The organism is Pseudoalteromonas sp. A601 (assembly GCF_002165575.1).
Classification (GTDB): domain Bacteria; phylum Pseudomonadota; class Gammaproteobacteria; order Enterobacterales; family Alteromonadaceae; genus Pseudoalteromonas.
Genome location: NZ_MXQF01000011.1, coordinates 139,657 through 165,399 on the forward strand (window position 1 = coordinate 139,657; position 25,743 = coordinate 165,399).

Below are 25,743 nucleotides of genomic sequence, written 5' to 3' on the forward strand. Positions count from 1 at the left end.
TGGTGCTGCTATTTACTGTTTTAAAGTCTCTTCACTATCTAAGATATTATCTGGCATATCTTCAACAACATGAGGGCTTATACATACAGTAAACTCTGCACCTAGTAATACCACTGTCCAAGAAAGGTACACCCAAACAAATAAAATGGGAATTGTTGCCACCGCTCCATAAATTAATTCATAAGATGGAAAGTGACTAATATACAAAGCAAACCCTTTTTTGGTTAGCTCAAACAAAACAGCTGCAAAAATAGCTCCAGGGATTGCCGCCTTAAATGGAACGCGTGTGTTTGGAACTAAAGTATAGAGCAAAATAAAGCCGGCCATTGAAATTATAAAGGGTAAAAGTTTTATCAAAAAGCCACTAAAACCAGGAATGCCTTGATCTGCAAATGAAACTAAAGACACAATATACGAAGATATACCGATACTCGCCCCTAATAAAACGGGACCGAGTGTCAGAATCATCCAATATACAGATAAAGAAATCATCAAAGGACGTTTCTTCTTAATCCGCCAAATACGGTTAAGTGTCGCATCAACATTTTTCATCAATAAAAGCGCTATTGCTGCTAAAAAGCTAACCCCCACCGCAGTCATTTGGTTCGCATTACCAGCAAATGAGCTAATATGCTCTTTAATTACATCGGATGATGTTGGCACAAAGTTGGTAAATAAAAAGTTTTCAATCGCAATTCGCGTTTCTTCAAAACCAGGAAAAGCGGAAAAAATAGCAACCGCTACGGCGATTAATGGCACCAATGAAAGTAACGTAACATAAGCTAAATAACCAGCGTTAACAGTGATTTGATCATCAATACAACGATTAAAATATTGCATCCACCAGCTTGGTTGTTGGCGTAAAAATGAGTCAGCCTGTTGCTTAAAATATGCTACCTTTTCATTCATGGTTTTAACTTTCTGCTAAAATTGTTTTGATTATCATAGCAATCCACCACATAATTTAAAAACTAAACGGGAAGAAAAAGGGATCTCAATGAAAAAAATTACTGCACTAAGCGCACCATTGCTCGCACTCACAATGGCGCTATCTGGCTGCCAATCGGCCTACTATTCTGCCATGGAATCCGTTGGCGTTCATAAACGCGATATTTTGGTGGACCGTGTTGAAGAAACAAAAGAATCACAAGAAGAGTCTCAAGAAGAATTTCAATCGGCTTTAGATCGCTTATCTACACTCATTAACTTTGATGGCGGTGATCTAAAAGAGGCGTACGACCAACTTAATAGTGATTACGAGTCAAGCCTTTCAGCTGCCAATGACGTAACTACTAATATAAACAAAGTTGAAGACGTTGCTGAAGCCCTTTTTGAAGAGTGGGCAGATGAGCTGGAACAGTATTCTAATCCCTCTTTAAAGCGTGAAAGTAATAAAAAGTTAACGTCAACCACACGTGATTTTGACAAATTACTACGTTCAATGCGTAACGCAGAAAGTAAAATGGAGCCGGTATTATCATCACTACGAGATAATGTTTTATACTTAAAACATAATCTTAATGCCCAAGCTGTAACCGCAATACAGGGTGAATTTACTAACCTTAAGCGAGATATTAAAGTGTTGATGGATGACATGAATAAGTCTATCGCTGATTCTAATAAGTTCATTGAGCAAATGAATAAAGCAGGATAAGTTGGCGAGTTGGCGAGTTGGCGAGTTGGCGAGTTGGCGAGTTGGCGAGAAAATCATACATTAAGCCTGCATTTTGCAGGCTTTTTATTGTTATTTTTTGTTACTTTTTAAATATTTATTAAGCACTTCTTTTTGGTACACTTTTATCAAAATAAAATTAAAAAGTTACAATAATGAAGTTAAACATCCTTAGTCTAATCACCCTAACTGGCTTTTTAACAGCGTGCGCGGCCGCTAATCATGTGCAGATCATTGCTGGCCCAGATACAGTTGTACCACTTCATAAAGATGGTGAACGGGCTGGTCGCTATCATAACCTTTACCCTGGCAAAAAGACTTACCCTGTTAGTTGTGAAAGTGACTGCTACCCCAGCAATACCAACTTACAATGTGAAGAAGAAAATGAAAATTGCCAGTATCTTGCTGAACAAATAAAACCACAATCAAATACTGGTTTCGTTGTTCGCTGGCTTGGTCACGCAGGATTTATGGTTAAAACGCCAAACGGACAACAAGTGGTGTTCGATCCAGTCAAAGAGCAATTCGACTCCCCCGTTGATTTAGCCTTTAGACTGGCCTCTGGGTTTTATCGTCAACCTGGTGACTGGCTTACAAAAAGCGAACTAAAGAACTTAGATGCAGTGATGTATTCACACATTCATTATGACCACTTCAATAAAGCAGATATTGAAGAAATAGGTAATAAGCCTCGCTACTTAACCCCACTGGGAATGGCTGATAATTTTCCAACAGGTGCCTTTTATATAAGCGAAATGGCTTGGTATGCCAAAACCACTATTGATGATTTAACCATTCATGCACTGCCTGCTCATCACTTTAGTAGCCGTGTTTTAGTGCCTTTTATTTATGAAGATCACGATAAAGACTTATGGAATGGCTGGCTGCTTGAGCAAAATGGTAAGACACTATTTTTTGCCGGAGATACCGGCTACTCGCAGCATTTTAGCGATATTGGGCAGAAATATGGCGAAATTGATATTTGTTTAATGCCAATTGCCTCGTATTATCATGAAGAAGATGGTGATTGGTATAGATATGTTCATACCACACCAGAAGATGCGCTTACAGCTGCGCAAGATCTCAACTGCAAAGTGATGATCCCATGGGGTTATGGTAATTCAAGTTGGAAAATGGGCGACCACAGTAGTCATTCGGCATTACTTCGCTTATTGCATATGTACGATGAAATGGAGTCAACCATTCCTCTGTATATCTTAAATGAAGGAGAAAGTGTCGCTTTATAAAGCGGCACTTGGGTACTCATGCAATTGCTCCTGCGCCTTACATTCATCATCACCCAGCGAGCGACTTATTGGCCCAAGTAACATTTGCAAGACACCGTTAATTACGTTCATTTCTTGGTTTGTGTCAGAACTATCGAGTGAACTATTTTGCACTTGCCGTTGCTGACTTTGCGCGTTACCAACAACAAAATCACAACCTGATTCCATCACTTGTGAAGAAGTGCAACCTGATAACGACACAGCCATAACTAAAAGTAATGCTTTAGCCAAAATAACTCCTTGAATATGTATTAATGTAAACAACGCAGTTACTTTACCTGTTTTTAACACTCAAGAATGTAAAAATTTGTTTTCCCACCTAAACGTTGCTGCACCTGTTATTTAGCATCTGTACCTCTCTACCTATTGTTTTCAAATAATGTTTCAGACAGTATTAATAAAAATGAATATTTGAGAGTTACATGAAAATACACGCACTAACCTTAAGCATTTTAATGAGCAATGCCGCCTTGGCTATCGATGTAGAGCATACAACAACACCTATAGTTATTGATGGTGTTGCTGAAAGCGCATGGGACAAAACAACATGGCAGCCTATGCCATACCTTATGGATGGATCCTTGCCTAATTCAGATAAAGACTTTAAAGGCCGCTACAAATTACTTTGGGATGAAAACACCCTTTATTTACAGGCCGATATTACTGATGATGTACTGATTGATACGCACCCAGATCCAACGGAAAAATACTGGGATGACGACGCACTAGAAATATTTATTGACAGTGATGCATCAGGTGGTAACCATCAATTTAACCATACTGCATTTGCCTACCATATAGGCCTTGATAACCAAGCTGCCGATTTTGGGTCTGATAAAAAGCCCCATTTATACACAGAGCACTTAGTAAGTAACTGGAAACGAAATACCGTAGCACCTTATAACATTACTTGGGAAGTGGCGATAAAACTCTACCCGAATGATTACCAAGAAGGCGCTAAAAATACACCGCTTAAATTAACGGCAAAACAAGTTATCGGGTTTATGCTCGCCTACTGTGATAACGATGGCAGCAAAGTACGCGAACACTTTATGGGCTCACACGAAGTCCAACCTGTAAACGGCGATAGAAACCGTGGATTTATAGACGCAGATGTATTTGGCAAAATTACTTTGCTATCAAGGAAGTGAAAAAGTTGGCGAGTAAGCTAGAGTAAAGTTAGCGAGTTAAACAAGGTTGGGTTGAGCGCAGCGAAGCCCAACGAAAAAACACCCTTCCAACAAAAGCAGGGGCTTTACATTATCAATTATATAATTCTCACACACGTTTATGCTTAGATAAAGAAACGCTGCACCCTGATAAAAAGCGGATTTTAGCCGCTCTTTTGCTCGTGCTTAATAATTTTAACAAGCAAATCAATCCTGCGATTTGTTTTCTTAGTTCCCTCCCTAATCATGCCCTGCACCATGGCAGAAACCACAAAAATAAAACATATAATTTGAAATAATTCAGTTTCAATATCATAGAAGCTATTAGCGATTGACAACAAAACAAATGGTAAAAGAATTGATATGAGATCTTTCAAGCCCCAATCATTTTTGCCTAGTTTTTCAAATTCATCTTTATACTTTTGTAGCTCAGCAAGATGCTCTATCTCTAGTTTTGCCATAACTTCATTTTCGGTATTCACAATAGCTCACGCACTTTTCTCAAATATAACTTCGATAATAACTCAATACCTTTTTCAGGTTCAACGTTTAAAGGGGTTTAGCAGTATCGAGCTGACTGCCCTTCTCTTGCTCACTAATATCCACTAAAAAGCCGCTGTATCTTTCAATACAGCGGCTTTTAAAATCATTGTTCTAAATTAATAGATTATGATTTAGGAGCACGACCCGCACGTTTACGCTCATTTTCAGTTAAATGACGTTTACGAATACGAATGTTCTCAGGTGTTACTTCTACTAGCTCATCATCAGCAATAAACTCAAGCGCTTGCTCAAGTGAATAGTTAAGTGCTGGTGTAAGGGTTTGTGCTTCATCAGTACCAGATGCACGAACGTTAGTAAGTTGCTTACCTTTAAGCGCATTAACTGTAAGGTCGTTATCGCGGCTGTGAATACCGATAACCATACCTTCATATACTTCAACACCGTGACCGATAAATAAACGGCCGCGCTCTTGTAAGTTAAATAATGCGTTAGTCAGTGCTTTACCTGTTGCATTTGCAATCATTACGCCGTTCTTACGCACACCTAGCTCGCCACCTTTATGTGGACCGTAGTGATCGAACGTATGATAAAGTAAGCCAGAACCTGAAGTTAATGTCATGAACTCAGTTTGGAAACCGATTAAGCCACGGCTTGGGATCATAAAGTCCATACGCATACGGCCTTTACCATCTGGTGCCATATCAGTAAGTTCACCTTTACGAAGACCAATTTGCTCCATGATAGAACCTTGGTGCTCTTCTTCACAGTCAATAGTTAGTGTTTCATATGGTTCTTCTAACACGCCATCAACAGTGCGTAAGATTACTTCTGGACGAGATACAGCAAGCTCGTAACCTTCACGACGCATGTTCTCGATTAAGATACCTAGGTGTAATTCACCACGACCCGATACACGGAAGCTATCTGGGTTATCAGTATCTGCAACACGAAGTGCAACGTTGTGTACTAATTCTTTGTCTAAACGCTCACGTATATTACGTGATGTAACAAACTTACCTTCTTTACCACAGAACGGAGAGTTATTTACAGAGAACGTCATTGTTACTGTTGGCTCATCAACACTTAGTGGTGGTAACGCTTCAACATTGTTAGGACAACAAACAGTATCTGAAATCTTAAGTTCGCCAAGACCAGTAACGGTTACGATGTTACCAGCGTAAGCTTTATCTGTGTCAATACGCTCAAGACCTAGGTAGCTTTGAACTGAACCAATTTTACCGTTACGAGTAGTACCGTCAGCACCAATAATTGTTACTTGCTGGTTAGGCGCAACAGAACCACGTTTGATACGGCCTATACCGATTACACCTTTATAAGAGTTGTAATCAAGCTGTGAGATCTGCATTTGGAAGTCACCTTCAGGATCTGCATCCGGTGGTGATACTTCGTCAACGATCATCTTGAACATAGGTTCCATGTTGTCTGATGGCTCGTCTAAATCTAATGTTGCCCAGCCGTTGATAGCTGATGCATAGATTACTTTAAAGTCTAACTGTTCGTCAGTTGCGCCAAGGTTATCGAATAAATCAAAGATTTGATCCATAACCCAATCTGGACGTGCGCCTGGTTTATCAATTTTATTGATAACAACGATTGGTTTTAAGCCTTGCGCGAATGCTTTTTGCGTTACGAAACGCGTTTGCGGCATTGGACCTTCTTGAGCATCAACAAGTAGTAATACTGAGTCAGCCATCGAAAGTACGCGTTCAACTTCACCACCGAAATCGGCGTGTCCCGGGGTATCTACGATATTGATATGGTAGTCTTTCCAAGAAATAGCTGTGTTTTTAGCTAAAATGGTAATACCACGTTCTTTCTCAATGTCGTTTGAGTCCATCACGCGCTCTTCGTTACCGCCGCGTGTTTCTAATGTACCTGATTGCTCAAGTAGTTTGTCAACCAAAGTGGTTTTACCGTGGTCAACGTGCGCGATAATCGCTATATTTCTTAACTGTTCGATGCTCATATATTTACTCAGAGAAGTTTATTCTCATTGATCCTGCAAGATCTACGCACTCATCTGCGTTTTCACCAGATGTCCCAGCATAGGATTTAAAAGGGCGCATATTATCCCTCATTAATGACATGGATGAAAGTTTATCCAATATAAATTTGAAAACTTTCTCAATACTTTTACTAAGTATCTGTTTTATATATGACAAATAAATGAATTAAATTTCATTTATTTCCTAAAAATCAATTTTTGAGCTATTTTGAGGATATTTTTGGCACTATTTTGCAATTGGGTTATGCTGATTTGAGCGTTTAAAATATCAGCTAAATGAAACCTGTAAAGATTGCACCAATATGAAAATACTTCGCACCAAAATGGTGCTTTAATGTATATTTATTTACTTTGCTTATATTTTTTAACAGTGCAAACAGCTAGTTACAAACATGGCACAGAATCAGCTTGCTAGAGAACAAAAGCAATTATGCAGCAATAATAAAACCCAACAGTTGGAGGACACATGTCACAATCGGTTTTAGATTTTATTAAAGAAAATGACGTTAAGTTCATTGATTTACGCTTTACTGATACAAAAGGTAAAGAGCAACATGTTTCTATTCCTCATCACCAAGTTGATGAAGACTTTTTTGAAGACGGTAAGATGTTCGACGGTTCTTCAATCGCGGGCTGGAAAGGCATTAACGAATCAGACATGGTATTAATGCCAGTTCCTGAATCAGTAAAACTAGACCCTTTCACAGAAGAAGCAACACTAATCGTACGTTGTGACGTGGTAGAGCCTTCTACACTACAAGGTTATGAGCGTGACCCACGCTCTGTTGCTAAGCGCGCTGAAGAATACATGCGCTCTACTGGTATCGCTGACACTGTATTATTTGGTCCAGAGCCAGAGTTCTTCCTATTTGATGACGTGAAATACAAATCAGATATGTCTGGTTCAATGTATAAAATTGATGCAGAAGAAGCGTCATGGAACTCAGATAAAGAATACGAAGGCGGTAATACAGGTCACCGTCCAGGTGTTAAAGGTGGCTATTTCCCATGTTCACCAGTTGATTCTTCACAAGATTGGCGTTCAGCAACGTGTTTAGTTCTTGAAGAACTAGGTCAAGTTGTAGAAGCACATCACCACGAAGTTGCAACAGCAGGTCAAAACGAAATCGCTACTCGCTTTAATACTATGGTAATAAAGGCAGATGAGATCCAAGAAATGAAATATGTTATCCATAACATGGCTCACTTATATGGAAAAACAGCGACGTTTATGCCGAAGCCAATCGTTGGTGATAATGGTTCTGGTATGCACTGTCACCAGTCTTTAGCTAAAGACGGTGTTAACTTATTCGCAGGCGACAAGTACGGCGGTCTTTCTGAAGATGCACTTTACTACATCGGTGGTATCATCAAACATGCTAAAGCAATCAATGCATTTGCTAATGCATCAACTAACTCGTACAAGCGTTTAGTTCCAGGCTTTGAAGCGCCAGTAATGCTAGCCTACTCAGCACGTAACCGCTCTGCTTCTATCCGTATTCCAGTAGTACCATCTGAAAAAGGTCGTCGTATTGAAGTACGCTTCCCAGATCCAACTGCTAACCCTTATCTTGCATTTGCATCAATGCTTATGGCTGGTCTTGACGGTATCAAAAACAAGATCCACCCTGGCGATGCAATGGATAAAGATTTATACGATTTACCAGCAGAAGAAGCAGCTGAAATTCCAACAGTTGCAGCGTCACTAGACGAAGCACTAGCAGCACTAAGTGCTGACCGTGAGTTCTTAACTCAAGGTGGTGTATTCACTGACGACCTAATCGATGCTTATATCTCGCTTAAGTCTCAAGAAGTTGAAAAGCTTAACATGACAACTCACCCTGTTGAGTTTGAAATGTACTACAGCGTTTAATACGTTGTAGCTAAAATTGTCTAGTTATAGATAATATATGTGTGTTCTCAAGGCCCGTTTTACGGGCTTTTTTTATGGCAAAATGTTTCATTCTCCACTAAAGTTTAATTAGTGCAAAAAACACAGGGTTCAAGAGTGAAAACAAAGATTTTGGTATTGCTAACGATAATTTTATTCAGCTTTTATGGTTATTCAGGTGATAAAAAAATTTATACTTGGAAGGATAAAAATGGCGCTGTTGTTTTTTCTGACACACCTAAAGTGGGTGCGCAGGAAGTTAAACTAACAAGTCAAATTCTTGCTATGCCTACCACTGACACCAGTATCTTAAATGAAGCCAAACCTGCCGCCGCCAAAAGCTTTAAAATTGTCGTCGCATCTCCAGCCCATGAAGAAACTGTTAGAGAAAATACCGGCTCAGTGTATGTGACCAGCCGAATTTCACCACGCTTTGAGAATGGCTTTACAATTCAATTATTCGTTGATGGCGTAGCCTACGCAGAGCCAAGCAACACTAGCACCTTTGCACTTCGTAACGTTGACCGCGGCGAACATTCCTTACAAGTTAAATTATTTGACCCAAAAGGCAATGTACTATCGGCTAGCCCCAAGAGTGTATTCTTTATGCATCGGCAGTCATCATTATAGCCTACGCTATTTTTTATAATGACGCTCTGATTATAAATATATGTGCTAAGCTGCTAGCTATCATCAACGCACTAAAATGGTGCAACAATGTCCAATAATAAAAAATTCAGCCCTGAACTATTAACCAGTATTTGGAAAAATCTAACAACTGCGGTTATTTTACTCGATAAAAATTTCACTTTAGTTTATGTCAATGACAGTGCAAGTGAACTATTAGGGCTCGGCCCCAAACGCATTCTTAATCAGCCTTTTGATAACCTGTTTAACTACCATTCCGTAGACTTAGAACGCATTGCTAAATACGCTTTAATGGACGGTGTAGATTGCCATCAACATAGAGCTGACGTGGTTTTCGTCGATTCTCGCCATGCAAAACTCGCTATTAGTGCAAGGCGGGTAAAACTCGATGATGAGTATTATATTTTATTTGAGTGTCGACAAACAGACGATGAAATTCGCCATGATCAAGCATCCAATCAAATGCATCAATATCAAGCTGCACGAAACCTCATTCGTGGGCTTGCACACGAAATTAAAAATCCCCTTGGCGGAATTCGCGGAGCGGCGCAATTATTGCAGTATGAGGTTGATCAGCAAGAGCGCGATCAATGTGCAGAGCTAATTATTGAGCAAGCAGACCGTTTAAGAGAGCTTGTGGATAGGCTTCTTGGCCCGAATCAATTACCACAGAAGTCACACGGTAATATTCACCAAACATTAGAATCTGTTGTAAAGCTTAGTATGCTCGACAGCAATGCCAATATTAGCCTAGAAAAAGATTACGACCCAAGTATACCTGACGTATTTATAGACCAAGGTAAAATTCAGCAAGTCGTATTAAATATTATTCGTAATGCACAACAAGCACTAGTCGATGGCGGGGTAATTAAGCTCAAAACACGTATTAGCCATCAACAGCGCCGCCCAGGTAAAGCACCTAAGAAAGCTTTGCTGATCCAAATATCAGATAACGGACCAGGTATTGATAGCAATATTAAAGAAACCTTATTTTATCCAATGATCACCAATAAAGAAGGTGGCTCAGGTTTAGGGCTCTCAATAGCGCAAACGTTGATAGATCAACACAATGGCTATATCGAATGCGATAGCTGGCCTGGTCATACAGAATTTAATATATATCTGCCTTTTGTGGATTAATTAATGTGGAGTGCCCATGAAAACAGTTTGGCTTGTTGATGACGATGCATCTATTCGCTTCGTATTAGAAAAAGCGCTTTCTCGTGCCGGGTTTAATACAGAAAGTTTTGCCAATGCACAAGATGTATTGAGCGCACTAAAATTTAGCCAACCAACGGTACTTGTCTCTGACGTACGTATGCCTGGCATGGATGGTATGGCATTACTAGAGTTAATCGCAGAGCAAAACCCTGGCTTACCTGTGATTATAATGACCGCTCATTCAGATTTAGACTCTGCGGTTAATGCCTTTCAAAAAGGGGCGTTCGAATATCTGGCCAAACCGTTTGACTTAAATGAAGCCGTTGCTTTAGTTGAAAGTGCCTGTCGTGCAAATTCTGCGAAGAAGACTAAACGCAAGGCTGCTCCGCCTAAAAGTGCACATATCATTGGTGAAGCCCCCGCAATGCAAGAGGTGTTTCGTGCTATTGGTAAGTTATCAGCTTCGAGTATGAGTGTATTGATTAATGGAGAGTCAGGCACAGGTAAAGAGCTTGTCGCAAGTGCCTTACATAATCACAGCCCGCGTAAAGAAAATCAATTTATCGCGCTTAACATGGCCGCCATACCTAAAGAACTAGTTGAGTCTGAGTTGTTCGGACATGAAAAAGGCGCTTTCACTGGGGCAGATAGTGTTCGCAAAGGTCGCTTCGAGCAGGCTAACGGCGGTACTCTATTTTTAGATGAAATAGGCGATATGCCATTAGATGTACAAACTCGCTTATTACGCGTATTAGCGGATGGTGAATTTTATCGTGTGGGTGGCCATCAAAGCATTAAGGTTGATGTACGTATCATAGCCGCAACACACCAAAACCTTGAAGACCTAGTTAAACAAGGTAAATTTAGGGATGATTTATTTCATCGTTTGAATGTTGTTCGCCTTCGACTCCCTGCTTTACGTGAACGTACCGAAGATATTGAACGGTTAGCACAGCACTTTTTACACAAAAGCGCTAAAGATTTACAAGTAGAAAGCAAAATACTGAGTCCTAAAGCAACTGAACAGCTACGCCTATTCGGCTGGCCAGGCAATGTGCGTCAATTAGAAAACACCTGCCGCTGGTTAACTGTAATGGCTCCGGGTGAGCTTATAAGTGAGCAAGATTTACCACCCGAAATTCTCGAAGCCGAAGTTTCTCAACAAGAGGGTGACTGGTTAGATTCGTTCCAACAATGGTTAAATCAAGAGCTGAAACAAGGTAAACAGAACATTTGGCCAAACGTACAGGCACAACTAGAAACCCGCTTAATTAAAACGGCTTTAGCTAACTGTGCTGGACACAAGCAAGAAGCGGCAGTTAAGATTGGCTGGGGGCGCAATACATTGACCCGTAAATTAAAAGAGCGCAATATTAGTTAAACAAGATGACTAACGGTATTGATGCGCCATGAAGCTGATCGAGCACATTCCATTAATAAAACAGATGGAAATTATCAATAGACTGAATTTTTTTAAAGAGTTTACCCTTAATGAGCGGCAGGTATTACTTGAATCATTCAGTCATTTATATTTAGTTCATCAAAATCGGTTTCTATTTAAACAATACGATAACGATAAGCAACTCTATATTGTTCTTAGTGGCGCCATTATGGTCTTTAAACATAGCCATCTAGTGGATTTAGGTACTATAGAACCTGGTGAGTTTATTGGCGAAGGTGCATTTATTAATAACCGAGAGCGCAGCACCAGTGCCCGGGCAAAAAGCGACACCATTGTACTTGCCATTACGGCTGAGGCACTGACACGCTTACCTAACGTCATCCGCGAGAAAATTAAAGACCGCATTATTGAAGGTATGAGCGAGCGTATTGCTAAGCTTAGTGCGCATATTGAAAACCACCCTTAATCCATATACACGACCTGCAACGAACAGTTTAGCCAACTTGGCTTATTAACATGCGCTGTGATTGTGTATGTATCTGATGACTTAAGGCCAAAAGGAGTCGCAACCAATGGCTTTGAATGAGTATAAGTTTGTGAGTAATTACTGTAATAGATAACCAAATAACCATATAAGTACTCCCACTGCAAAATCACCTTTGCTCCGCTGGCTAACGTGAACTGGGCATGTTGAGAAGTAAAACTCACCGCTAAATCGTTATCCTCATCCTTTTCACATTCGCTGGTACGTACAGTTTTCGGCATAGTAAATGTTTTATCTGGATCTACATTTTTTAGATAAAAACCAATATTACCATCACCATAAAAATGATTTGCGCGTGTTGTATAACTTATTTCAGGTTGGTATCCCAGCGCTTGCATAATGGCCGCTAACTGCTGCGTTTGTGTGCGTAAAATCTTGTCATTTGCTAACATCAATGTCGCAGCACCAAACTCTCTTGGCACCTCAAGCTCGACATACTCATAAGGTAGTGATTGTGCTTTTAGAGCCACATCAAGCTGCTGACGTTGTTCATCCTGCAAGTTTTCGCTAAAAATATAAACGGTGGGTTGTTGGCATGCAGCCAAAAATGCGAGCAAAATAAATATTAAAAGTCCATTTTTCATGATCACCTCCAAATGATTACACTTGTAGTCTATTGGAGGTGATTATTAAAAGCAACTTAATTCATTTGACTGTTTAACCACGCATCGACACTTTGGCGGGTGTATAACACATCTTTAAACAAGCGATGACGTTCGAACTTAAGCAAACGCTCTTTGTTATTATCCCCACTTACTAATTGACTATGGTTATCGTTAAATTTTGAAATAACCGAAAAGCCCTTTTGTGTACTTTGCGGTTGTTGCTTCACTATTTTTGTAAGGTGTGTCCTGACATCATCGGCAGTTAACATATCCGAGTTATTTAAACCCATTAACTCTTTTCGCATTGCTAATCTTACGCCCATTTTCTACTCCATTTCAATGTAATAGCACTTACATTTGGTTACTGCTATCTAGCGTTGATAAAATTTGAATCATGTATTGGCAAATAACCGGCCAGATTTAAGAGCTGCAGCTTAACCTTCAATTACTGCAGTTTTTTTAAAGACCCAGAAAAAACTAAAAAAGTTTAAAATAAAATTCAGCTTAATTTTTTTCACTGCACAAGGTGTGATGCAAAATTCGCTCTAAGTCTTTATAATAAAGGCTATGCCCTACCTCACTGAGACCAAATATGAACGATGAATACATTGAAATAGAATTAGAAGAAGAACCCATTGAACTATGCAAGTTACTCAAAGTTCTTGATTTAGTTGAAGGTGGTGGCCAAGCAAAGAACCTAATTAGTGAAGGCTACGTGGGTGTTAACCATGAAATATGTACAATAAAGCGGAAAAAATTATACAGTGGCGATGTACTTGAGTTTGATGGTGAATGGTTTCAATTAACGTTAAGTGAAGATGCTACTCCGGCTCAAAGACCAGTACAAAATACGCAACCTGAGGTAACAAAAACAAGCACTACAGAAGCAACACCGGCTAAAAGTAAGCGCAAACGCACTAAAAAGCCAAAAGTAGATGAAAAAACAGGTCGTCGGCCTATTTCATTTGGTTAATTGATTTAAGCCCACGCCTTAGCTTGTAAATTAACTCACCGTCGTCTTTAATTACCTTTTTAAAATAATAATTAAGAAGGTAATTATGGCGAACCCTCCCCCGCCAAACTGGCTAAAAAGCACCGCTTGGGCAGCGCTTGTTTGGAATTTATTAGGTGTTATTGCCTTTATCATACAGATGCTGATGACACCTGAAATGATAAATAAACTTCCTGTAGAACAACAAGCTGCATATTCTAACATTCCTCTTTGGTCAACAGTTGCATTCGCAATTGCGGTATTTGGAGGCACCTTTGGCTCGATACTTTTAATTCTTAAGCGCTCCCTTGCTCGCAGTGTATTTGCATCATCGTTGGCGGCTATTGCCGTACAGCAATTTTATAACTTTATTATCATCAACAGTATAGAACTGCTTGGCGCAAGTGCCGTTTTTATGCCTATGTTTGTCATTATCATCGCGATATTACTTCTGTTAGTCAGTCATAAAGGCGTTAAACAAGGCTGGTTAAAATAATTTTATTGAGAGTCTCCTTCCTGATACTGACTACTTGAAATATGAAAATTAAGGACCAGATCAATTAAATAAAGTGTATTAAAATAATACAATTTTATTTTGGTATGCACTTTGCAATTGATTAAATAATGAAGAGGTTACGCTATTAAGTAAGCGAGTAAGCGATTAAATTTACAATTTAAGGATATTCACCATACCTAACCGGTACCATAAAGGGGCATATAATGAGCAATAGTTTTGACACCCAAAAACAACTCACAATTAACGGTGAGCAATTTCACATTCATTCATTACAAGGACTCGGGGATAAAGCCAAGCGACTACCTTTTTCGCTCAAGATTTTGCTTGAAAACTTGTTACGTAATGAAGATGACGTCAATATAAAAAAGCAAGACATTGAAGCTTTACTTGATTGGGACCCTCAGGCTAAACCCAGCGCCGAAGTGGCATTTACTCCCGCGCGTGTGGTAATGCAGGATTTTACAGGTGTGCCAGCAATTGTTGATTTAGCCGCAATGCGTGATGCCATGGAAAAACTCGGTGGTGATCCGGCGAAAATAAATCCGCTTTCTCCTGCGGAACTTGTTATCGATCACTCAGTACAAGTTGATGGTTACGGCGATGATGGCGCATTTGATTTAAATGCCAAACTCGAATATGAACGCAATAAAGAACGTTATGAATTTTTACGTTGGGGCCAAACTGCTTTTGATAATTTAAAAGTAGTGCCACCAGCTACAGGTATCGTTCACCAAGTAAACTTAGAGTATTTAGCCCGTGTCGTATTTAATGAAGAGCGCAACGGCCAAAAGTTTGCCTACCCTGACACGCTCGTTGGTACCGACTCCCACACGACTATGATCAATGGCTTAGGCGTGCTTGGCTGGGGGGTAGGTGGCATAGAAGCCGAAGCGGCTATGCTTGGTCAGCCTATAAGCTTATTGATCCCACAAGTGGTCGGTATGAAGCTTGACGGTCGCCTACCTGAGGGAACCACAGCAACTGATTTAGTGTTGACTGTGACTGAAATGCTGCGCAACCATGGCGTTGTAGGTAAATTTGTTGAATTCTATGGTGATGGCCTTGCTGATTTACCATTAGCTGATCGCGCGACGATCGCTAACATGGCACCGGAGTATGGTGCTACCTGCGGTATATTCCCAATTGATGACGAAACAATTAATTATTTACGCTTAACTAACCGTGATGAAACGCAATTAAAGCTCATTGAAGATTACGCCAAGCACCAAGGTTTATGGCGTAATGCTGGTGACGAAGCTAATTACACCGATAAGCTAGAATTAAAACTTGATGACGTAGTGCCGAGTTTAGCTGGCCCTAAACGCCCACAAGACAGAATCGCTCTTGATAAAGCTGGCGATATAATTGGCGAGCACTTAAAAGGCTTTCAAGATGAGCGAATAGCCTCTCGAGATAAAAGCGATGAACAACAGGCTCGTATCGAAAGTGAAGGGCCAACTACAAACCCAGATGAACCGGTTGATGAAGCGCAATTTATGGGTGCTGCAAAAGTTAGTTTTAAAGGCCAAGAATTTGAGCTGAATGATGGTGCATGTGTAATTGCAGCCATAACTAGCTGTACTAACACCTCTAATCCAAGTGTAATTTTAGCTGCCGGTTTAGTCGCACAAAAAGCACGCCAATTAGGCATTAATGTAAAACCTTGGGTCAAAACCTCACTAGCACCGGGCTCACAAGTAGTCACAGACTACTTGAAAAGCGCTGAGCTAATGGATGATTTAGAAGCATTAGGGTTTAACCTTGTTGGCTATGGCTGTACTACATGTATTGGTAATTCAGGGCCACTACCTGATGAAATTTCTGAAGCAATTCAAAAACACAAGTTAGTGGTAAGCTCTATACTATCGGGTAACAGGAACTTTGAAGGACGGATTCACCAAGATGTAAAGATGAACTTTTTAGCGTCTCCACCTTTAGTAGTTGCTTATGCAATTGCAGGGCGTACCAATATCGATGTATACAATGAGCCTTTAGCGCAAGATAGCAACGGCAATGACATTTATCTTAAAAATATTTGGCCAAGTGTCAGTGAAGTAAACGAGCTTGTGAAGAAGACAGTTACAAAAGAAATGTTTGCTAGCAGCTACGGTAATGTTTACAAAGGTGATGAACGCTGGCAACAAATTAAAATACCTGATGGCAAATTATATGACTGGAATGATGCTTCTACCTACATCAAAAAAGCGCCATTTTTTGATGGTATGAGTGTTGAACCACCGGGTATTCCAAACATTAGCGGCGCACGCTGTTTGGCTAAACTAGGTGACTCAGTGACCACCGATCATATTTCACCTGCTGGTGCGATTAAAGCTAGTGCACCTGCTGGCGAATACTTACAACGCCATGGAGTTGAAAAATCACAGTTCAATTCCTACGGTTCTCGCCGTGGTAACCATGAAGTGATGATGCGCGGCACTTTTGCCAATGTAAGATTAAAGAACTTACTTGCACCAGGTACTGAAGGAGGCGTTACACGCACGCAACCCGATAATGAACTTGCTAGTATTTTCGACGCAGCAATGGCATACCAAAAACAAGGTATACCTTTAGTCGTTCTTGCTGGGGCTGAGTATGGCACGGGCTCATCGCGAGATTGGGCTGCTAAGGGCTCTTTATTATTAGGTGTTAAAGCCGTGATTGCACAGAGTTACGAGCGCATTCACCGCTCTAATTTAATAGGTATGGGCGTATTACCTTTACAATTTAAAGATGGTGAAAGTCATGAGTCACTGGAGCTTACAGGTCAAGAGCAGTTTGATATTGAAGGCTTGTATGACAAAACGGATGAAGTAAGCGTTATTGTCACCAATAGTGAAGGTAAGCAAGTGAGCTTTAGCGCCGATGTGCGTATTGATACACCAAAAGAGTGGGACTACTACAAGCATGGCGGCATCTTACAATATGTATTAAGAAATATGCTGCAAGAGTAAATAAACAAATGGGGTTGCCTAAAATCAACCCCAGTTTGATTCAAAACAAATCACATTTCATATTATTGGCTACACTGAGTTACATAAAAGCTAGGATAACGAGTGTATGCCTGATCTATCCATCATCAAAATACTTAAAGTATTTATCATCTCAGGGCTGTGCCTAATATTATTAGGTCACTACTTGCTTATGTCTGACTTGTTTGATGCTATTAATAGCGTCCAAAGAATTACAATCAGTGCAATATGTATCGCTATCGGGATTTTATTCTCATTACCAACAAAGATTTACTTAACTATTTACCTTATGCACCTTGAAGCTAAGCATAAGAAACTGAAAAAGATTGAGCTCACCGTTAAAGATAATTAAACACTTTAGGGTCTTTATTCAGCTATTGCTATGTGTGTATTACATCTTAAGTCATATTAAACAAAGTATTACTTATCGCTTCGGACAACAGAAAGCCTCCATCAAAAATTAGCACAAAGTATGATATTAAGCACCTATGAAATGCTGAGCTATGCACCTTAAGGTCGTTTAGGTATATTAACGCGATTGTTCGAGGGCGTTATTACGCAGTTCTAATTGTGACTTTACTTGCTCTGCGTCGTCAAACAGCTTTTTAATAACGATGGGATCATAAGCACTTGTCGGCGCTTTTTTCAGTGGTGTACCGCCCGATTTAGCACTACCTTTAAGTATTGATGTGTCTTCAGCCGCAACCATGGTGACATCATTTGGGTCTAATACCATTTGCTCACTATTACCATTGGGGTTGGGTTGATCTGAATAATGCCATTGCCCAGTCTCATCTTGCCATTTATATATGACAGTTGTAGAAGGCTTTGCACTAGATGTAACCTTTTCCACTACCTTACTACTAGTGTCCGTAACTAACTTTACAGCTTGATCAAGCGTATCACTTGAAAGCGCAACCATTTGTTCTTTTAAAGCGCCAGACTTATTTGTTACTTGCTCTGTAGTTAGCCACGCTTGCCCATCCGGACGCTTCAAGTAAAATAGTGCTACAACACTTATAAGCAATACCATCACAGCTAGATATGCAAAGTACTTCATTTTCAATCCTTTGAGATAAGTTGATATGAACTAAAAAACTACCGTCATTGGTAGCGAGTAATAATTCTACCAAGCTCATCACTATCTTTCAGCTTTTTTAAAAAAATATTAAATGCACCGGCGTTAATAAAATGAAAAACGCAGCCAGGCTGCGTTTTAGAATATTCAGAGAGCTATTTAGGATTAAATCCCATCACCATCAATATGTAGTCCACATTCACGGTTTAAACCAAAGAAGCGCGTTTCTTCTTCCGTCATACCAGGTTCTAGTTTTCGGGTTGTATGGACATCGCCCATAGACACATACCCTTGCTCCCAAAGTGGATGGTAGGGTAAATCATGCTTAGTTAAATATTGATACACATCGCGGTTAGTCCATTCAATAATTGGATAAACCTTCACTGTTCCTCGGCTGATTTCAACAATTTGTTTATCTGCACGAGTAGACGCCTGATCACGGCGCAGGCCACTAAACCAAGTACCAGCATCAATCTCTTTTAAAGCACGGGTCATCGGCTCGACTTTATTAAGCTGATTATATTGCTTAATGCCCGCCTCGCCTTGCTCCCACAATTTACCAAATTTAGCTTCTTGCCATGCAGGACTTAGCGTTGATTTATACACTTTTAAATTAAGTGATAAACGCTCCGTCATCTGCTCAATAAACTGGTAAGTCTCAGGGAATAAATACCCTGTATCAGTCAGTACTACAGGTATATTTGGGCGCTGTGTTGTTACTAAGTGCAACATCACAGCAGCTTGAATACCAAAGCTTGATGATAAAAACTGTGTATCGGGCAAATTATCCAGCGCCCATACAACACGCTGCTCAGCGCTCATATCTTTCAATATACCGTTAGCATCAGCAAGTAAAGCAACTTGGCTTTCTTTATCGAGCTGTAATATGTTTTTAAATTCACTCATAGTAAATTCCAAACCTCAGCAAGCGTTACCGCTTGCTTTTAAATTAAGCGTGAAAATCGGTGACTGACACTTTAACTTCAGCAACAATGCCTTTACGAATCACAAAGTCACCAAAACATTCGCCGTCGTTACGCTCACTTGCCCATTGACCAATTAGCTTGTCAAAGGCATCTAGGTACACGTCTTCGCCGACATTTTCTAAATACAATTTAGGAATACGTGTGCCTTCAAGGTTACCCCCTAAGTACACGTTATATTTTCCAGGTCCTTTACCCACTAAACCAGCTTCAGCCAACATTGCACGACCACAACCATTTGGACAACCGACAACACGCATTATAATGCTGTCATCAGGGATACCATGCTTGGCTAGCAGTGCTTCGGTCTTTTCAACTAAGTTTGGTAAGTAACGCTCAGCTTCTGCCATTGCAAGCGGACAAGTTGGCAATGCTACACACGCCATCGAGTTTTTGCGTTGCTCAGTGTCTTTGTCGTCAATTAATCCGTGATTACGGGCAATTTCTTCGATCACTGCTTTTTGATCGGCTGGCACACCGGCAATAATTAAATTTTGGTTCGCCGTCATGCGCATATCACCTTGGTGAACTTCGGCAATTTTACGACAACCTGTCTTCAGTGGCTTATCTGGGTAATCTAAAATACGGCCACTTTGAATAAATAGCGTTAAGTGATGTTTGCCATCAATCCCTTCAACCCAGCCAATACGATCGCCACGGTGAGTGAATTCAAATGGGCGGCTAGGAGCAAAGGTAACACCTGCACGTTTTTCTACTTCAGCTTTAAATACATCTGAACCAACACGGTCTAAAGTGTATTTAGTTTTTGCATTTTTACGGTTTGAACGATTACCCCAATCACGTTGTACTGATACCACATGCTCAGCAATTTTTAACGTGTCTTCTATGGCAATAAAACCAAAGTCATCCGCTTTACGTGGATACGTAGCAGTATCACCGTGAGTCATAGCAAGACCGCCACCGACTAACACATTAAAACCAACTAGCTTTCCATTTTCTGCAATTGCCACAAAGTTTAAATCATTTGCATGAACGTCCACTTCATTATTAGGTGGGATCGTCACAGTTGTTTTAAACTTACGCGGTAAGTAATTAGACCCTAAAATCGGCTCTTCAGTGGTTTCTGCTTTTTCGCCATTTAACCAAATTTCTGCATACGCTTTGGTTTTTGGTAACAAATGCTCTGAAATTTTTGCTGCCCAATCGTATGCTTCTTGATGAAGCTCAGACTCAACTGGGTTCGTGGTACATAGTACGTTACGGTTCACATCACCTGCTGTTGCAATTGAGTCGATACCCACGCTATTAAGCATTTGGTGCATGCCTTTGATATTTGGCTTTAATACACCATGAAACTGAAACGTTTGACGCGTTGTTAAACGGATACTGCCGTAGCTGGTTTTCTCATCGGCAAATTTATCAATCGCAAGCCACTGTTCAGGTTTGATAATACCGCCAGGCATACGTGCACGCAGCATTACATTGTGTAGTGGCTCAAGCTTTTGCTTAGCACGCTCACCACGAATATCGCGGTCATCTTGTTGATACATACCGTGGAAACGAATTAACTGAAAGTTATCCGCGGTAAAACCACCGGTGATCTCGTCTTTTAAATCTTGCTCTATAGTGCCACGTAAAAAGTTACTTTCTCTTTTCAAACGCTCGTTATCAGAAAGCTTTACGTTTTTATCTTGTTCGCTCATGTTTAATCCTAAATTTGTTACAGTGACGGCTGTTAGCGTTGCTTTTATAAAGTAAGCAATGTGTACTTAGTACACGTCTTTCTGATAGCGATTTGCGCTACGTAAGTCTTTTAAATACTGATCTGCATCTTCAAAGCTCTTACCTGTATTTTCGCTGATGATATCAATCAAAGCATTGTGTACGTCTTTCGCCATACGGTTTGCATCACCACAAATGTAGATGTGTGCGCCCGCTTCTAACCATGCAAAAACGTCTTTACTGTTTTGGCGAAGCTTATCTTGTACATAGACTTTATCAGCTTGGTCGCGACTAAATGCCACATCAACTTTGTTCAATAGGCCTGATTTTAAATAACCTTGAATCTCTACTTGATACAAAAAGTCTTGAGTAAAGTGTGGATTACCGAAGAACAACCAGTTTTTACCCGATGCTTCTCGCGAATCACGCTCTTGTAAAAATGCACGGAACGGCGCGATACCCGTACCAGGGCCGACCATAATCACTGGTGTTTCGTCATTGCTTGGTAAACGGAAATTATCGTTGTGCTCACTAAATACTTTTACTTTGCAGCCTTCTTCAGCACGACGTGCTAAATAACCAGAGCAACCACCTAAATGTTCGCTGCCAAAGGCGTCAAATTCAACAAGGCCAATCGTTAAATGAACTTCGTCTTCAACCTCAGCTTGGCTTGACGCAATTGAATACAAACGTGCTTGTAATTTACGTAGGCAATCAACGAGTGTTTGTGCTTCAATTTTTGCTGGATTTTGGCGGATCACATCAAATATTTGGCGTGGTTCAATGTATTCACGCATTGCCGCTTTATCTTCCACCAGCTTTAATAACTCAGGTGTCCCCGTTGCTACTGCGTACTTTTCAACAAAGCCTGGGTAAGATTGCGTTAGCTCTAATTTTTCAATTAATGCATCACGGATGCTTAGCTCTTCATCACCAATCTTAACTAGGCTTGCAGCATCTATTTGTGTCAGTTCAAGTACTTCGTCGACCAATGCTTCATCATTTAAGAAATACACACCCAGAGAGTCACCAGGCGTATAAGTAATATCGGAGCCCTCAAGAGAGATTTCAACGTGACGAACATCTTTGGTTGAATCACGACCGGTAATCTTTTGCACTGTGCTAAGCTCTGCCGCAAATGGCTTTTGCTTAGTGTATTGACTAGCAGCCGCTGCTGGTGCGCCAAATGGCATAGAAACAACTTGGCCACCTGTATCTTGCTGTGCTTTTAAATCCGGTTCAAAGGCATCTAATGCGCCAGTGATCCAAGTAGCTGCTTCATCATCGTAATCAACATCTAAATCAGCGCGCTGATAGATAGTCTCTGCGCCAAGCTTAGTTAAGCGCTCTTCAAAGTCTTTAGCTGTCTGGCAGAAAAACTCATAGCTTGAGTCACCTAAACCAATTACCGCAATTTTAACGCCATCAAGTTTAGGAGCTTTCTTGGTGGTTAAGAATTCATGTAGTGTTTCTGCATCTTCAGGCGGCTCACCTTCACCGTACGTAGACACAACAACAGTTAAGAACTTTTCTTTTTTCAACGCCGTTGGTTTGTAGTCGGCCATGCTCACTAATTTAACAGCCAAACCGCGTGACTCAGCTTGCTCTTTCAGCTTAGTTGCTACACCTTTTGAGTTACCGGTTTGCGAACCATATAAAATAGTTAATGCAGCTGCTTCACCTGCACTCGGTGCTGCCCCCACAACACCACCTAGGGCTGCAGTATTTGCATTCGCAGCAAGGTAACCACTCACCCAAGCTTGCTGAATTGGATTAAGCTCAGCCACTAAACCTTGTAGCTTTTGTACTTGCTCTTGCGATAGCGGGCTTGCCGCTGCATTGAGTTGACCTAACAACATGAATTCGTCCCCGTAACCCTAAAAATTAACTACAAAATGATTACTTTTATGAGTAAATCAGTTTGCCTAAAATTTATTTCTACTTTAAAGCGTAAATGCCCACTCCAAAGATTTCTCTGAGAGTGAAGAATAACGGGGTATTGGCGAATAAAAAAAGAATAGAATCTGCTTTGTTATTCCATTTAGTTATGGAATTAGATTATTTCCTTCAAAAACAGATTAAAGAGGAGTTTTGAGTTTCTGTATTACACTTGCTCTTCAGCTTGCCTATTAAAACATCTCGCTAATTGATTCCACTGAATTTCAGGCATACAAAACACGCTTTAGGCGTATCGATTTAATAGAACTTGTTATTTCAGTGGTTGCGGGAGCCAGAGTTTATGAAGAGTGAGTGCCTCACGCAGTGATGACGACCTTCGGGTTATGAGTAGCATCAACAAGATATTCACTGAATTTTAGGCACAAAAAAACACTCGTATAGAGTGTCGATTCATTATTACATTTTATTTCAGTTGGTTGCGGGAGCCAGTGTTTATGAAGAGCGAACCGACGACCTTCGGGTTATGAGCAGCATCAACAAGATATTCACTGAATTTCAGACATAAAAAAACACGCTTTAGGCGTGTCTGTTTAATATTCTATATTGTAATTTCAGTTGGTTGCGGGAGCCGGATTTGAACCGACGACCTTCGGGTTATGAGCCCGACGAGCTACCAGGCTGCTCCATCCCGCGCCTGAAATTGTAGATTTATTTATAGTTGCTATACATGACAACTTGGCTTTCAACTCTGATAAGAATTGGTTGCGGGAGCTGTGAAAGGTGAAGAGTGAAGCGACGACCTTTGAAAACTACCAACAGTAACCTAAATTCTCTTAGAATATTGGTTGCGGGAGCCGGATTTGAACCGACGACCTTCGGGTTATGAGCCCGACGAGCTACCAGGCTGCTCCATCCCGCGCCTGTATATTTTAAGTCTATCGACTAGTTAATTTTCACTCTAACCAAGAGTTTACAGTAACCGTTTCTTTAAAAGAATTGGTTTCGGGAGCTGTGAAAGGTGAAGAGTGAACCGACGACCTTTTAAACTACCTGTTGCACCAAATCCTAACTAAAAGAAATGGTTGCGGGAGCCGGATTTGAACCGACGACCTTCGGGTTATGAGCCCGACGAGCTACCAGGCTGCTCCATCCCGCGCCTGTAATTTCCTCTTAACAGTTTCGTATTATTTACGAGCCTGTTTCGAAGAGAGCGCTATAATATAGGAATAAAATTAGAATGCAAGGCCTAAACTACTTAAAGCTGTTCAACCGAACAAAAAGCAGGCAAAGCGCTGATTAAAGCGCTCTTTGGTGCGGACTTATCATTTTCTGGAACTCCCAATCTGGGTGCCCCATCACGATAAAGTCAGGGTTTTCTGTACTCTCTCGTTGATTATATGTAAGCGGATTAAATTCAGCATCTGTTATACATCCTCCCGCTTCTTCAACAATAATTTGTGAAGCACCGGTATCCCACTCACCCGTTGGGCCAATACGTAAAAAGCAATCGGCTTTACCTTCAGCAACAATACATGCTTTTAAAGAACAAGAACCCACAGCAACCGTAGTAAACTGCGTATTTAAATATTGGCTCACCGCCTCTATCTTCTGGCGACGACTAACGGCTAACGTAAGACTGTCTGGGGTAGCAACATTAATCTGTTCATCAATGTCATTGCTACGCTTAAATGCGCCGTTCTGATAACTAGCAAAGTAAGTAACCCCTTTGGCAGGCCAATAAATAACACCCAATACTGGGCGGTTATTTTCTACTAGGGCAATATTTACGGCGAAGTCACCACTTTCAAGAATAAACTCGCCGGTACCATCCATTGGATCAAGTAGCCAGTAACGCTGCCAATCTTGTCTATCTGCAAGCGCTGGTATCGGTGTTTCTTCAGACATAATAGGTATATCAGGAGCAAGTGCTTTTAACCCAGCCACCAATACATCATTGGCGGCTAAATCTGCCTTTGTCACTGGTGTATGGTCGGACTTTTGTTGCTGGCCAATATCATCTTTTTTATAAATTGCCATAATTGCTGCACCTGCACTTTGTGCAAGTTCAATACATGGCTCAAGTAAATTATTCATTCGCAGCTCCCCGATTCAATGCGCTTCATTAATAATAGCAAAGCTGCAACGCTTCGTGCTTCAGTAAAGTCATCTTGTTGTAATAATGACTGCCATTGGGTTAATGGCCACTTAACCACCACTAAAGGTTCTGGTTCGTCACCTTCAAGTGTTTGTGGGTAAAGCTGCTGGGCAAATAGGATATGCATTGTGGCGTTAAAGTAACTGGGCGCCATAGAGACCTTTTTGAGTGGCTCTAATTGCTCAGCACCAAAGCCAACCTCTTCTTTAAGCTCACGGTTTGCCGCTTGCTCTGGAGTTTCACCGGGATCAATTAAGCCTTTAGGAAAACCAAGTTGATAATCGTTTGTGCCTGCACAGTACTCACGTACAAGCAGTAATTCATTATCAACTGTTAATGGCACTATCATCACAGCACCTCGGCCGCCACCGCGGATCCGTTCGTACTGACGTTGTTCATTATTTGAGAACTTTAAATCTAAAGACTCAACTGTAAATAAACGACTTTTAGCAACAACATTGTTGCTAAGTATCTGCGGTGGTGTTGGGTGCTTTTTCTGTGTCATTGGCATTAATTTGCTATCATGGCTTCTTACTACAATCATAAATCTTTTATAGAGA

General features: G+C 40.6%; 24 protein-coding genes and 3 tRNA genes. 12 read left to right on the forward strand and 15 right to left on the reverse strand.

Annotation, left to right across the window (positions count from 1 at the left end):
• Positions 1–12: 12 nt before the first annotated feature.
• Positions 13–909 carry a virulence factor BrkB family protein gene (locus tag B5G52_RS11340; protein WP_087532759.1) on the reverse strand — a complete coding sequence of 299 codons (897 nt, stop codon included), beginning with the start codon at positions 907–909 and terminating at the stop codon, positions 13–15.
• Positions 910–997: 88 nt separating this feature from the next.
• Here B5G52_RS11340 and B5G52_RS11345 point away from each other — a divergent pair, with 88 nt between their 5' ends.
• The gene (locus B5G52_RS11345; protein ID WP_087532760.1) at positions 998–1,654 is read left to right on the forward strand and encodes a DUF2959 domain-containing protein; all 657 of its coding nucleotides are present in this window, start codon (positions 998–1,000) and stop codon (positions 1,652–1,654) included.
• Positions 1,655–1,827: 173 nt separating this feature from the next.
• Positions 1,828–2,919 carry an MBL fold metallo-hydrolase gene (locus tag B5G52_RS11350; RefSeq protein ID WP_087532761.1) on the forward strand — a complete coding sequence of 364 codons (1,092 nt, stop codon included), beginning with the start codon at positions 1,828–1,830 and terminating at the stop codon, positions 2,917–2,919.
• On the opposite strand, the gene B5G52_RS11355 is transcribed toward B5G52_RS11350, so the two are convergent.
• The gene (locus B5G52_RS11355) at positions 2,914–3,189 is read right to left on the reverse strand and encodes a hypothetical protein (protein ID WP_087532796.1); all 276 of its coding nucleotides are present in this window, start codon (positions 3,187–3,189) and stop codon (positions 2,914–2,916) included. The genes B5G52_RS11350 and B5G52_RS11355 overlap by 6 nt on opposite strands.
• A 191-nt stretch (positions 3,190–3,380) precedes the next feature.
• On the opposite strand from B5G52_RS11355, the gene B5G52_RS11360 reads away from it, so the two are divergent.
• Positions 3,381–4,109, forward strand: a complete 729-nt coding sequence (locus B5G52_RS11360; RefSeq protein ID WP_087532762.1) for a CBM9 family sugar-binding protein — start codon at positions 3,381–3,383, stop codon at positions 4,107–4,109.
• A 182-nt stretch (positions 4,110–4,291) separates the two neighbouring features.
• Here B5G52_RS11360 and B5G52_RS11365 read toward each other — a convergent pair whose 3' ends face one another.
• Both B5G52_RS11365 and typA read right to left on the reverse strand, forming a co-directional pair.
• Positions 4,292–4,609: a hypothetical protein gene (locus B5G52_RS11365; RefSeq protein WP_087532763.1), complete on the reverse strand. Its 318-nt coding sequence runs from the start codon at positions 4,607–4,609 to the stop codon at positions 4,292–4,294.
• 185 nt (positions 4,610–4,794) lie between these two features.
• A complete protein-coding gene (typA, locus tag B5G52_RS11370) occupies positions 4,795–6,618 on the reverse strand; it encodes a translational GTPase TypA (RefSeq protein ID WP_087532764.1) in 1,824 nt (607 codons plus the stop codon).
• A 505-nt stretch (positions 6,619–7,123) separates the two neighbouring features.
• On the opposite strand from typA, the gene glnA reads away from it, so the two are divergent.
• From glnA to B5G52_RS11395, 5 genes are all read left to right on the forward strand, one after another.
• Positions 7,124–8,530, forward strand: coding sequence for a glutamate--ammonia ligase (glnA, locus tag B5G52_RS11375; protein WP_087532765.1), 1,407 nt, complete (start codon positions 7,124–7,126; stop codon positions 8,528–8,530).
• Positions 8,531–8,665: 135 nt separating this feature from the next.
• Positions 8,666–9,178 (forward strand): DUF4124 domain-containing protein, encoded by a 513-nt coding sequence (locus B5G52_RS11380; protein WP_087532766.1) that lies wholly within the window; start codon positions 8,666–8,668, stop codon positions 9,176–9,178.
• Between the two features lie 87 nt (positions 9,179–9,265).
• A complete protein-coding gene (glnL, locus tag B5G52_RS11385; protein WP_087532767.1) occupies positions 9,266–10,336 on the forward strand; it encodes a nitrogen regulation protein NR(II) in 1,071 nt (356 codons plus the stop codon).
• 16 nt (positions 10,337–10,352) lie between these two features.
• Positions 10,353–11,738 (forward strand): nitrogen regulation protein NR(I), encoded by a 1,386-nt coding sequence (gene ntrC / locus B5G52_RS11390; protein WP_087532768.1) that lies wholly within the window; start codon positions 10,353–10,355, stop codon positions 11,736–11,738.
• Between the two features lie 28 nt (positions 11,739–11,766).
• Complete coding sequence (locus B5G52_RS11395) at positions 11,767–12,225, forward strand: Crp/Fnr family transcriptional regulator (protein WP_087532769.1); 459 nt, start codon at positions 11,767–11,769, stop codon at positions 12,223–12,225.
• Here the strand turns inward: B5G52_RS11395 and B5G52_RS11400 are convergent.
• A complete protein-coding gene (locus tag B5G52_RS11400; protein ID WP_087532770.1) occupies positions 12,222–12,887 on the reverse strand; it encodes a hypothetical protein in 666 nt (221 codons plus the stop codon). The genes B5G52_RS11395 and B5G52_RS11400 overlap by 4 nt on opposite strands.
• 56 nt (positions 12,888–12,943) lie before the next feature.
• Complete coding sequence (locus tag B5G52_RS11405) at positions 12,944–13,231, reverse strand: hypothetical protein (RefSeq protein ID WP_087532771.1); 288 nt, start codon at positions 13,229–13,231, stop codon at positions 12,944–12,946.
• A 269-nt stretch (positions 13,232–13,500) separates the two neighbouring features.
• On the opposite strand from B5G52_RS11405, the gene B5G52_RS11410 reads away from it, so the two are divergent.
• From B5G52_RS11410 to B5G52_RS11425, 4 genes are all read left to right on the forward strand, one after another.
• Positions 13,501–13,881, forward strand: coding sequence for an RNA-binding S4 domain-containing protein (locus B5G52_RS11410; protein ID WP_087532772.1), 381 nt, complete (start codon positions 13,501–13,503; stop codon positions 13,879–13,881).
• An 85-nt stretch (positions 13,882–13,966) separates the two neighbouring features.
• Entirely contained in the window at positions 13,967–14,395 is a 429-nt protein-coding gene (locus B5G52_RS11415; protein WP_087532773.1) for a hypothetical protein, read from the forward strand.
• 224 nt (positions 14,396–14,619) lie between these two features.
• Positions 14,620–17,367: an aconitate hydratase AcnA gene (acnA, locus tag B5G52_RS11420; RefSeq protein ID WP_087532774.1), complete on the forward strand. Its 2,748-nt coding sequence runs from the start codon at positions 14,620–14,622 to the stop codon at positions 17,365–17,367.
• A 106-nt stretch (positions 17,368–17,473) separates the two neighbouring features.
• On the forward strand, positions 17,474–17,737 hold the full coding sequence (locus tag B5G52_RS11425) for a hypothetical protein (protein WP_087532775.1): 264 nt from the start codon (positions 17,474–17,476) through the stop codon (positions 17,735–17,737).
• A 177-nt stretch (positions 17,738–17,914) separates the two neighbouring features.
• Here B5G52_RS11425 and B5G52_RS11430 read toward each other — a convergent pair whose 3' ends face one another.
• The 9 genes from B5G52_RS11430 to nudE all read right to left on the reverse strand — a co-directional run bounded on the left by B5G52_RS11430 (position 17,915) and on the right by nudE (position 25,688).
• A complete protein-coding gene (locus B5G52_RS11430) occupies positions 17,915–18,445 on the reverse strand; it encodes a DUF4124 domain-containing protein (RefSeq protein WP_087532776.1) in 531 nt (176 codons plus the stop codon).
• Between the two features lie 183 nt (positions 18,446–18,628).
• Positions 18,629–19,369 (reverse strand): phosphoadenylyl-sulfate reductase, encoded by a 741-nt coding sequence (locus tag B5G52_RS11435; RefSeq protein WP_087532777.1) that lies wholly within the window; start codon positions 19,367–19,369, stop codon positions 18,629–18,631.
• A gap of 43 nt (positions 19,370–19,412) precedes the next feature.
• On the reverse strand, positions 19,413–21,110 hold the full coding sequence (gene cysI / locus B5G52_RS11440; RefSeq protein ID WP_087532778.1) for an assimilatory sulfite reductase (NADPH) hemoprotein subunit: 1,698 nt from the start codon (positions 21,108–21,110) through the stop codon (positions 19,413–19,415).
• 66 nt (positions 21,111–21,176) lie between these two features.
• The gene (locus tag B5G52_RS11445) at positions 21,177–22,988 is read right to left on the reverse strand and encodes an assimilatory sulfite reductase (NADPH) flavoprotein subunit (protein WP_087532779.1); all 1,812 of its coding nucleotides are present in this window, start codon (positions 22,986–22,988) and stop codon (positions 21,177–21,179) included.
• 656 nt (positions 22,989–23,644) lie between these two features.
• Positions 23,645–23,721, reverse strand: a tRNA-Met gene (locus B5G52_RS11450).
• Positions 23,722–23,870: 149 nt separating this feature from the next.
• Positions 23,871–23,947 (reverse strand) — tRNA-Met (locus B5G52_RS11455).
• 160 nt (positions 23,948–24,107) lie between these two features.
• Positions 24,108–24,184, reverse strand: a tRNA-Met gene (locus B5G52_RS11460).
• A gap of 140 nt (positions 24,185–24,324) precedes the next feature.
• A complete protein-coding gene (cysQ, locus tag B5G52_RS11465) occupies positions 24,325–25,122 on the reverse strand; it encodes a 3'(2'),5'-bisphosphate nucleotidase CysQ (RefSeq protein WP_087532780.1) in 798 nt (265 codons plus the stop codon).
• The gene (nudE, locus tag B5G52_RS11470) at positions 25,119–25,688 is read right to left on the reverse strand and encodes an ADP compounds hydrolase NudE (RefSeq protein WP_176372540.1); all 570 of its coding nucleotides are present in this window, start codon (positions 25,686–25,688) and stop codon (positions 25,119–25,121) included. Before nudE ends, cysQ begins: the two co-directional genes overlap by 4 nt.
• Positions 25,689–25,743 lie beyond the last annotated feature (55 nt).

Excerpts from the sequence above, each read along its gene's own strand:
- B5G52_RS11340 (WP_087532759.1), bottom strand. The coding sequence starts at position 909 with ATGAATGAAAAGGTAGCATATTTTAAGCAACAGGCTGACTCATTTTTA.
- B5G52_RS11345 (WP_087532760.1), top strand. The coding sequence starts at position 998 with ATGAAAAAAATTACTGCACTAAGCGCACCATTGCTCGCACTCACAATG.
- B5G52_RS11350 (WP_087532761.1), top strand. The coding sequence starts at position 1,828 with ATGAAGTTAAACATCCTTAGTCTAATCACCCTAACTGGCTTTTTAACA.
- B5G52_RS11360 (WP_087532762.1), top strand. The coding sequence starts at position 3,381 with ATGAAAATACACGCACTAACCTTAAGCATTTTAATGAGCAATGCCGCC.
- typA (WP_087532764.1), bottom strand. The coding sequence starts at position 6,618 with ATGAGCATCGAACAGTTAAGAAATATAGCGATTATCGCGCACGTTGAC.
- glnA (WP_087532765.1), top strand. The coding sequence starts at position 7,124 with ATGTCACAATCGGTTTTAGATTTTATTAAAGAAAATGACGTTAAGTTC.
- glnL (WP_087532767.1), top strand. The coding sequence starts at position 9,266 with ATGTCCAATAATAAAAAATTCAGCCCTGAACTATTAACCAGTATTTGG.
- ntrC (WP_087532768.1), top strand. The coding sequence starts at position 10,353 with ATGAAAACAGTTTGGCTTGTTGATGACGATGCATCTATTCGCTTCGTA.
- B5G52_RS11395 (WP_087532769.1), top strand. The coding sequence starts at position 11,767 with ATGAAGCTGATCGAGCACATTCCATTAATAAAACAGATGGAAATTATC.
- B5G52_RS11400 (WP_087532770.1), bottom strand. The coding sequence starts at position 12,887 with ATGAAAAATGGACTTTTAATATTTATTTTGCTCGCATTTTTGGCTGCA.
- B5G52_RS11405 (WP_087532771.1), bottom strand. The coding sequence starts at position 13,231 with ATGGGCGTAAGATTAGCAATGCGAAAAGAGTTAATGGGTTTAAATAAC.
- B5G52_RS11410 (WP_087532772.1), top strand. The coding sequence starts at position 13,501 with ATGAACGATGAATACATTGAAATAGAATTAGAAGAAGAACCCATTGAA.
- B5G52_RS11415 (WP_087532773.1), top strand. The coding sequence starts at position 13,967 with ATGGCGAACCCTCCCCCGCCAAACTGGCTAAAAAGCACCGCTTGGGCA.
- acnA (WP_087532774.1), top strand. The coding sequence starts at position 14,620 with ATGAGCAATAGTTTTGACACCCAAAAACAACTCACAATTAACGGTGAG.
- B5G52_RS11425 (WP_087532775.1), top strand. The coding sequence starts at position 17,474 with ATGCCTGATCTATCCATCATCAAAATACTTAAAGTATTTATCATCTCA.
- B5G52_RS11430 (WP_087532776.1), bottom strand. The coding sequence starts at position 18,445 with ATGAAGTACTTTGCATATCTAGCTGTGATGGTATTGCTTATAAGTGTT.
- B5G52_RS11435 (WP_087532777.1), bottom strand. The coding sequence starts at position 19,369 with ATGAGTGAATTTAAAAACATATTACAGCTCGATAAAGAAAGCCAAGTT.
- cysI (WP_087532778.1), bottom strand. The coding sequence starts at position 21,110 with ATGAGCGAACAAGATAAAAACGTAAAGCTTTCTGATAACGAGCGTTTG.
- B5G52_RS11445 (WP_087532779.1), bottom strand. The coding sequence starts at position 22,988 with ATGTTGTTAGGTCAACTCAATGCAGCGGCAAGCCCGCTATCGCAAGAG.
- cysQ (WP_087532780.1), bottom strand. The coding sequence starts at position 25,122 with ATGAATAATTTACTTGAGCCATGTATTGAACTTGCACAAAGTGCAGGT.
- nudE (WP_176372540.1), bottom strand. The coding sequence starts at position 25,688 with ATGACACAGAAAAAGCACCCAACACCACCGCAGATACTTAGCAACAAT.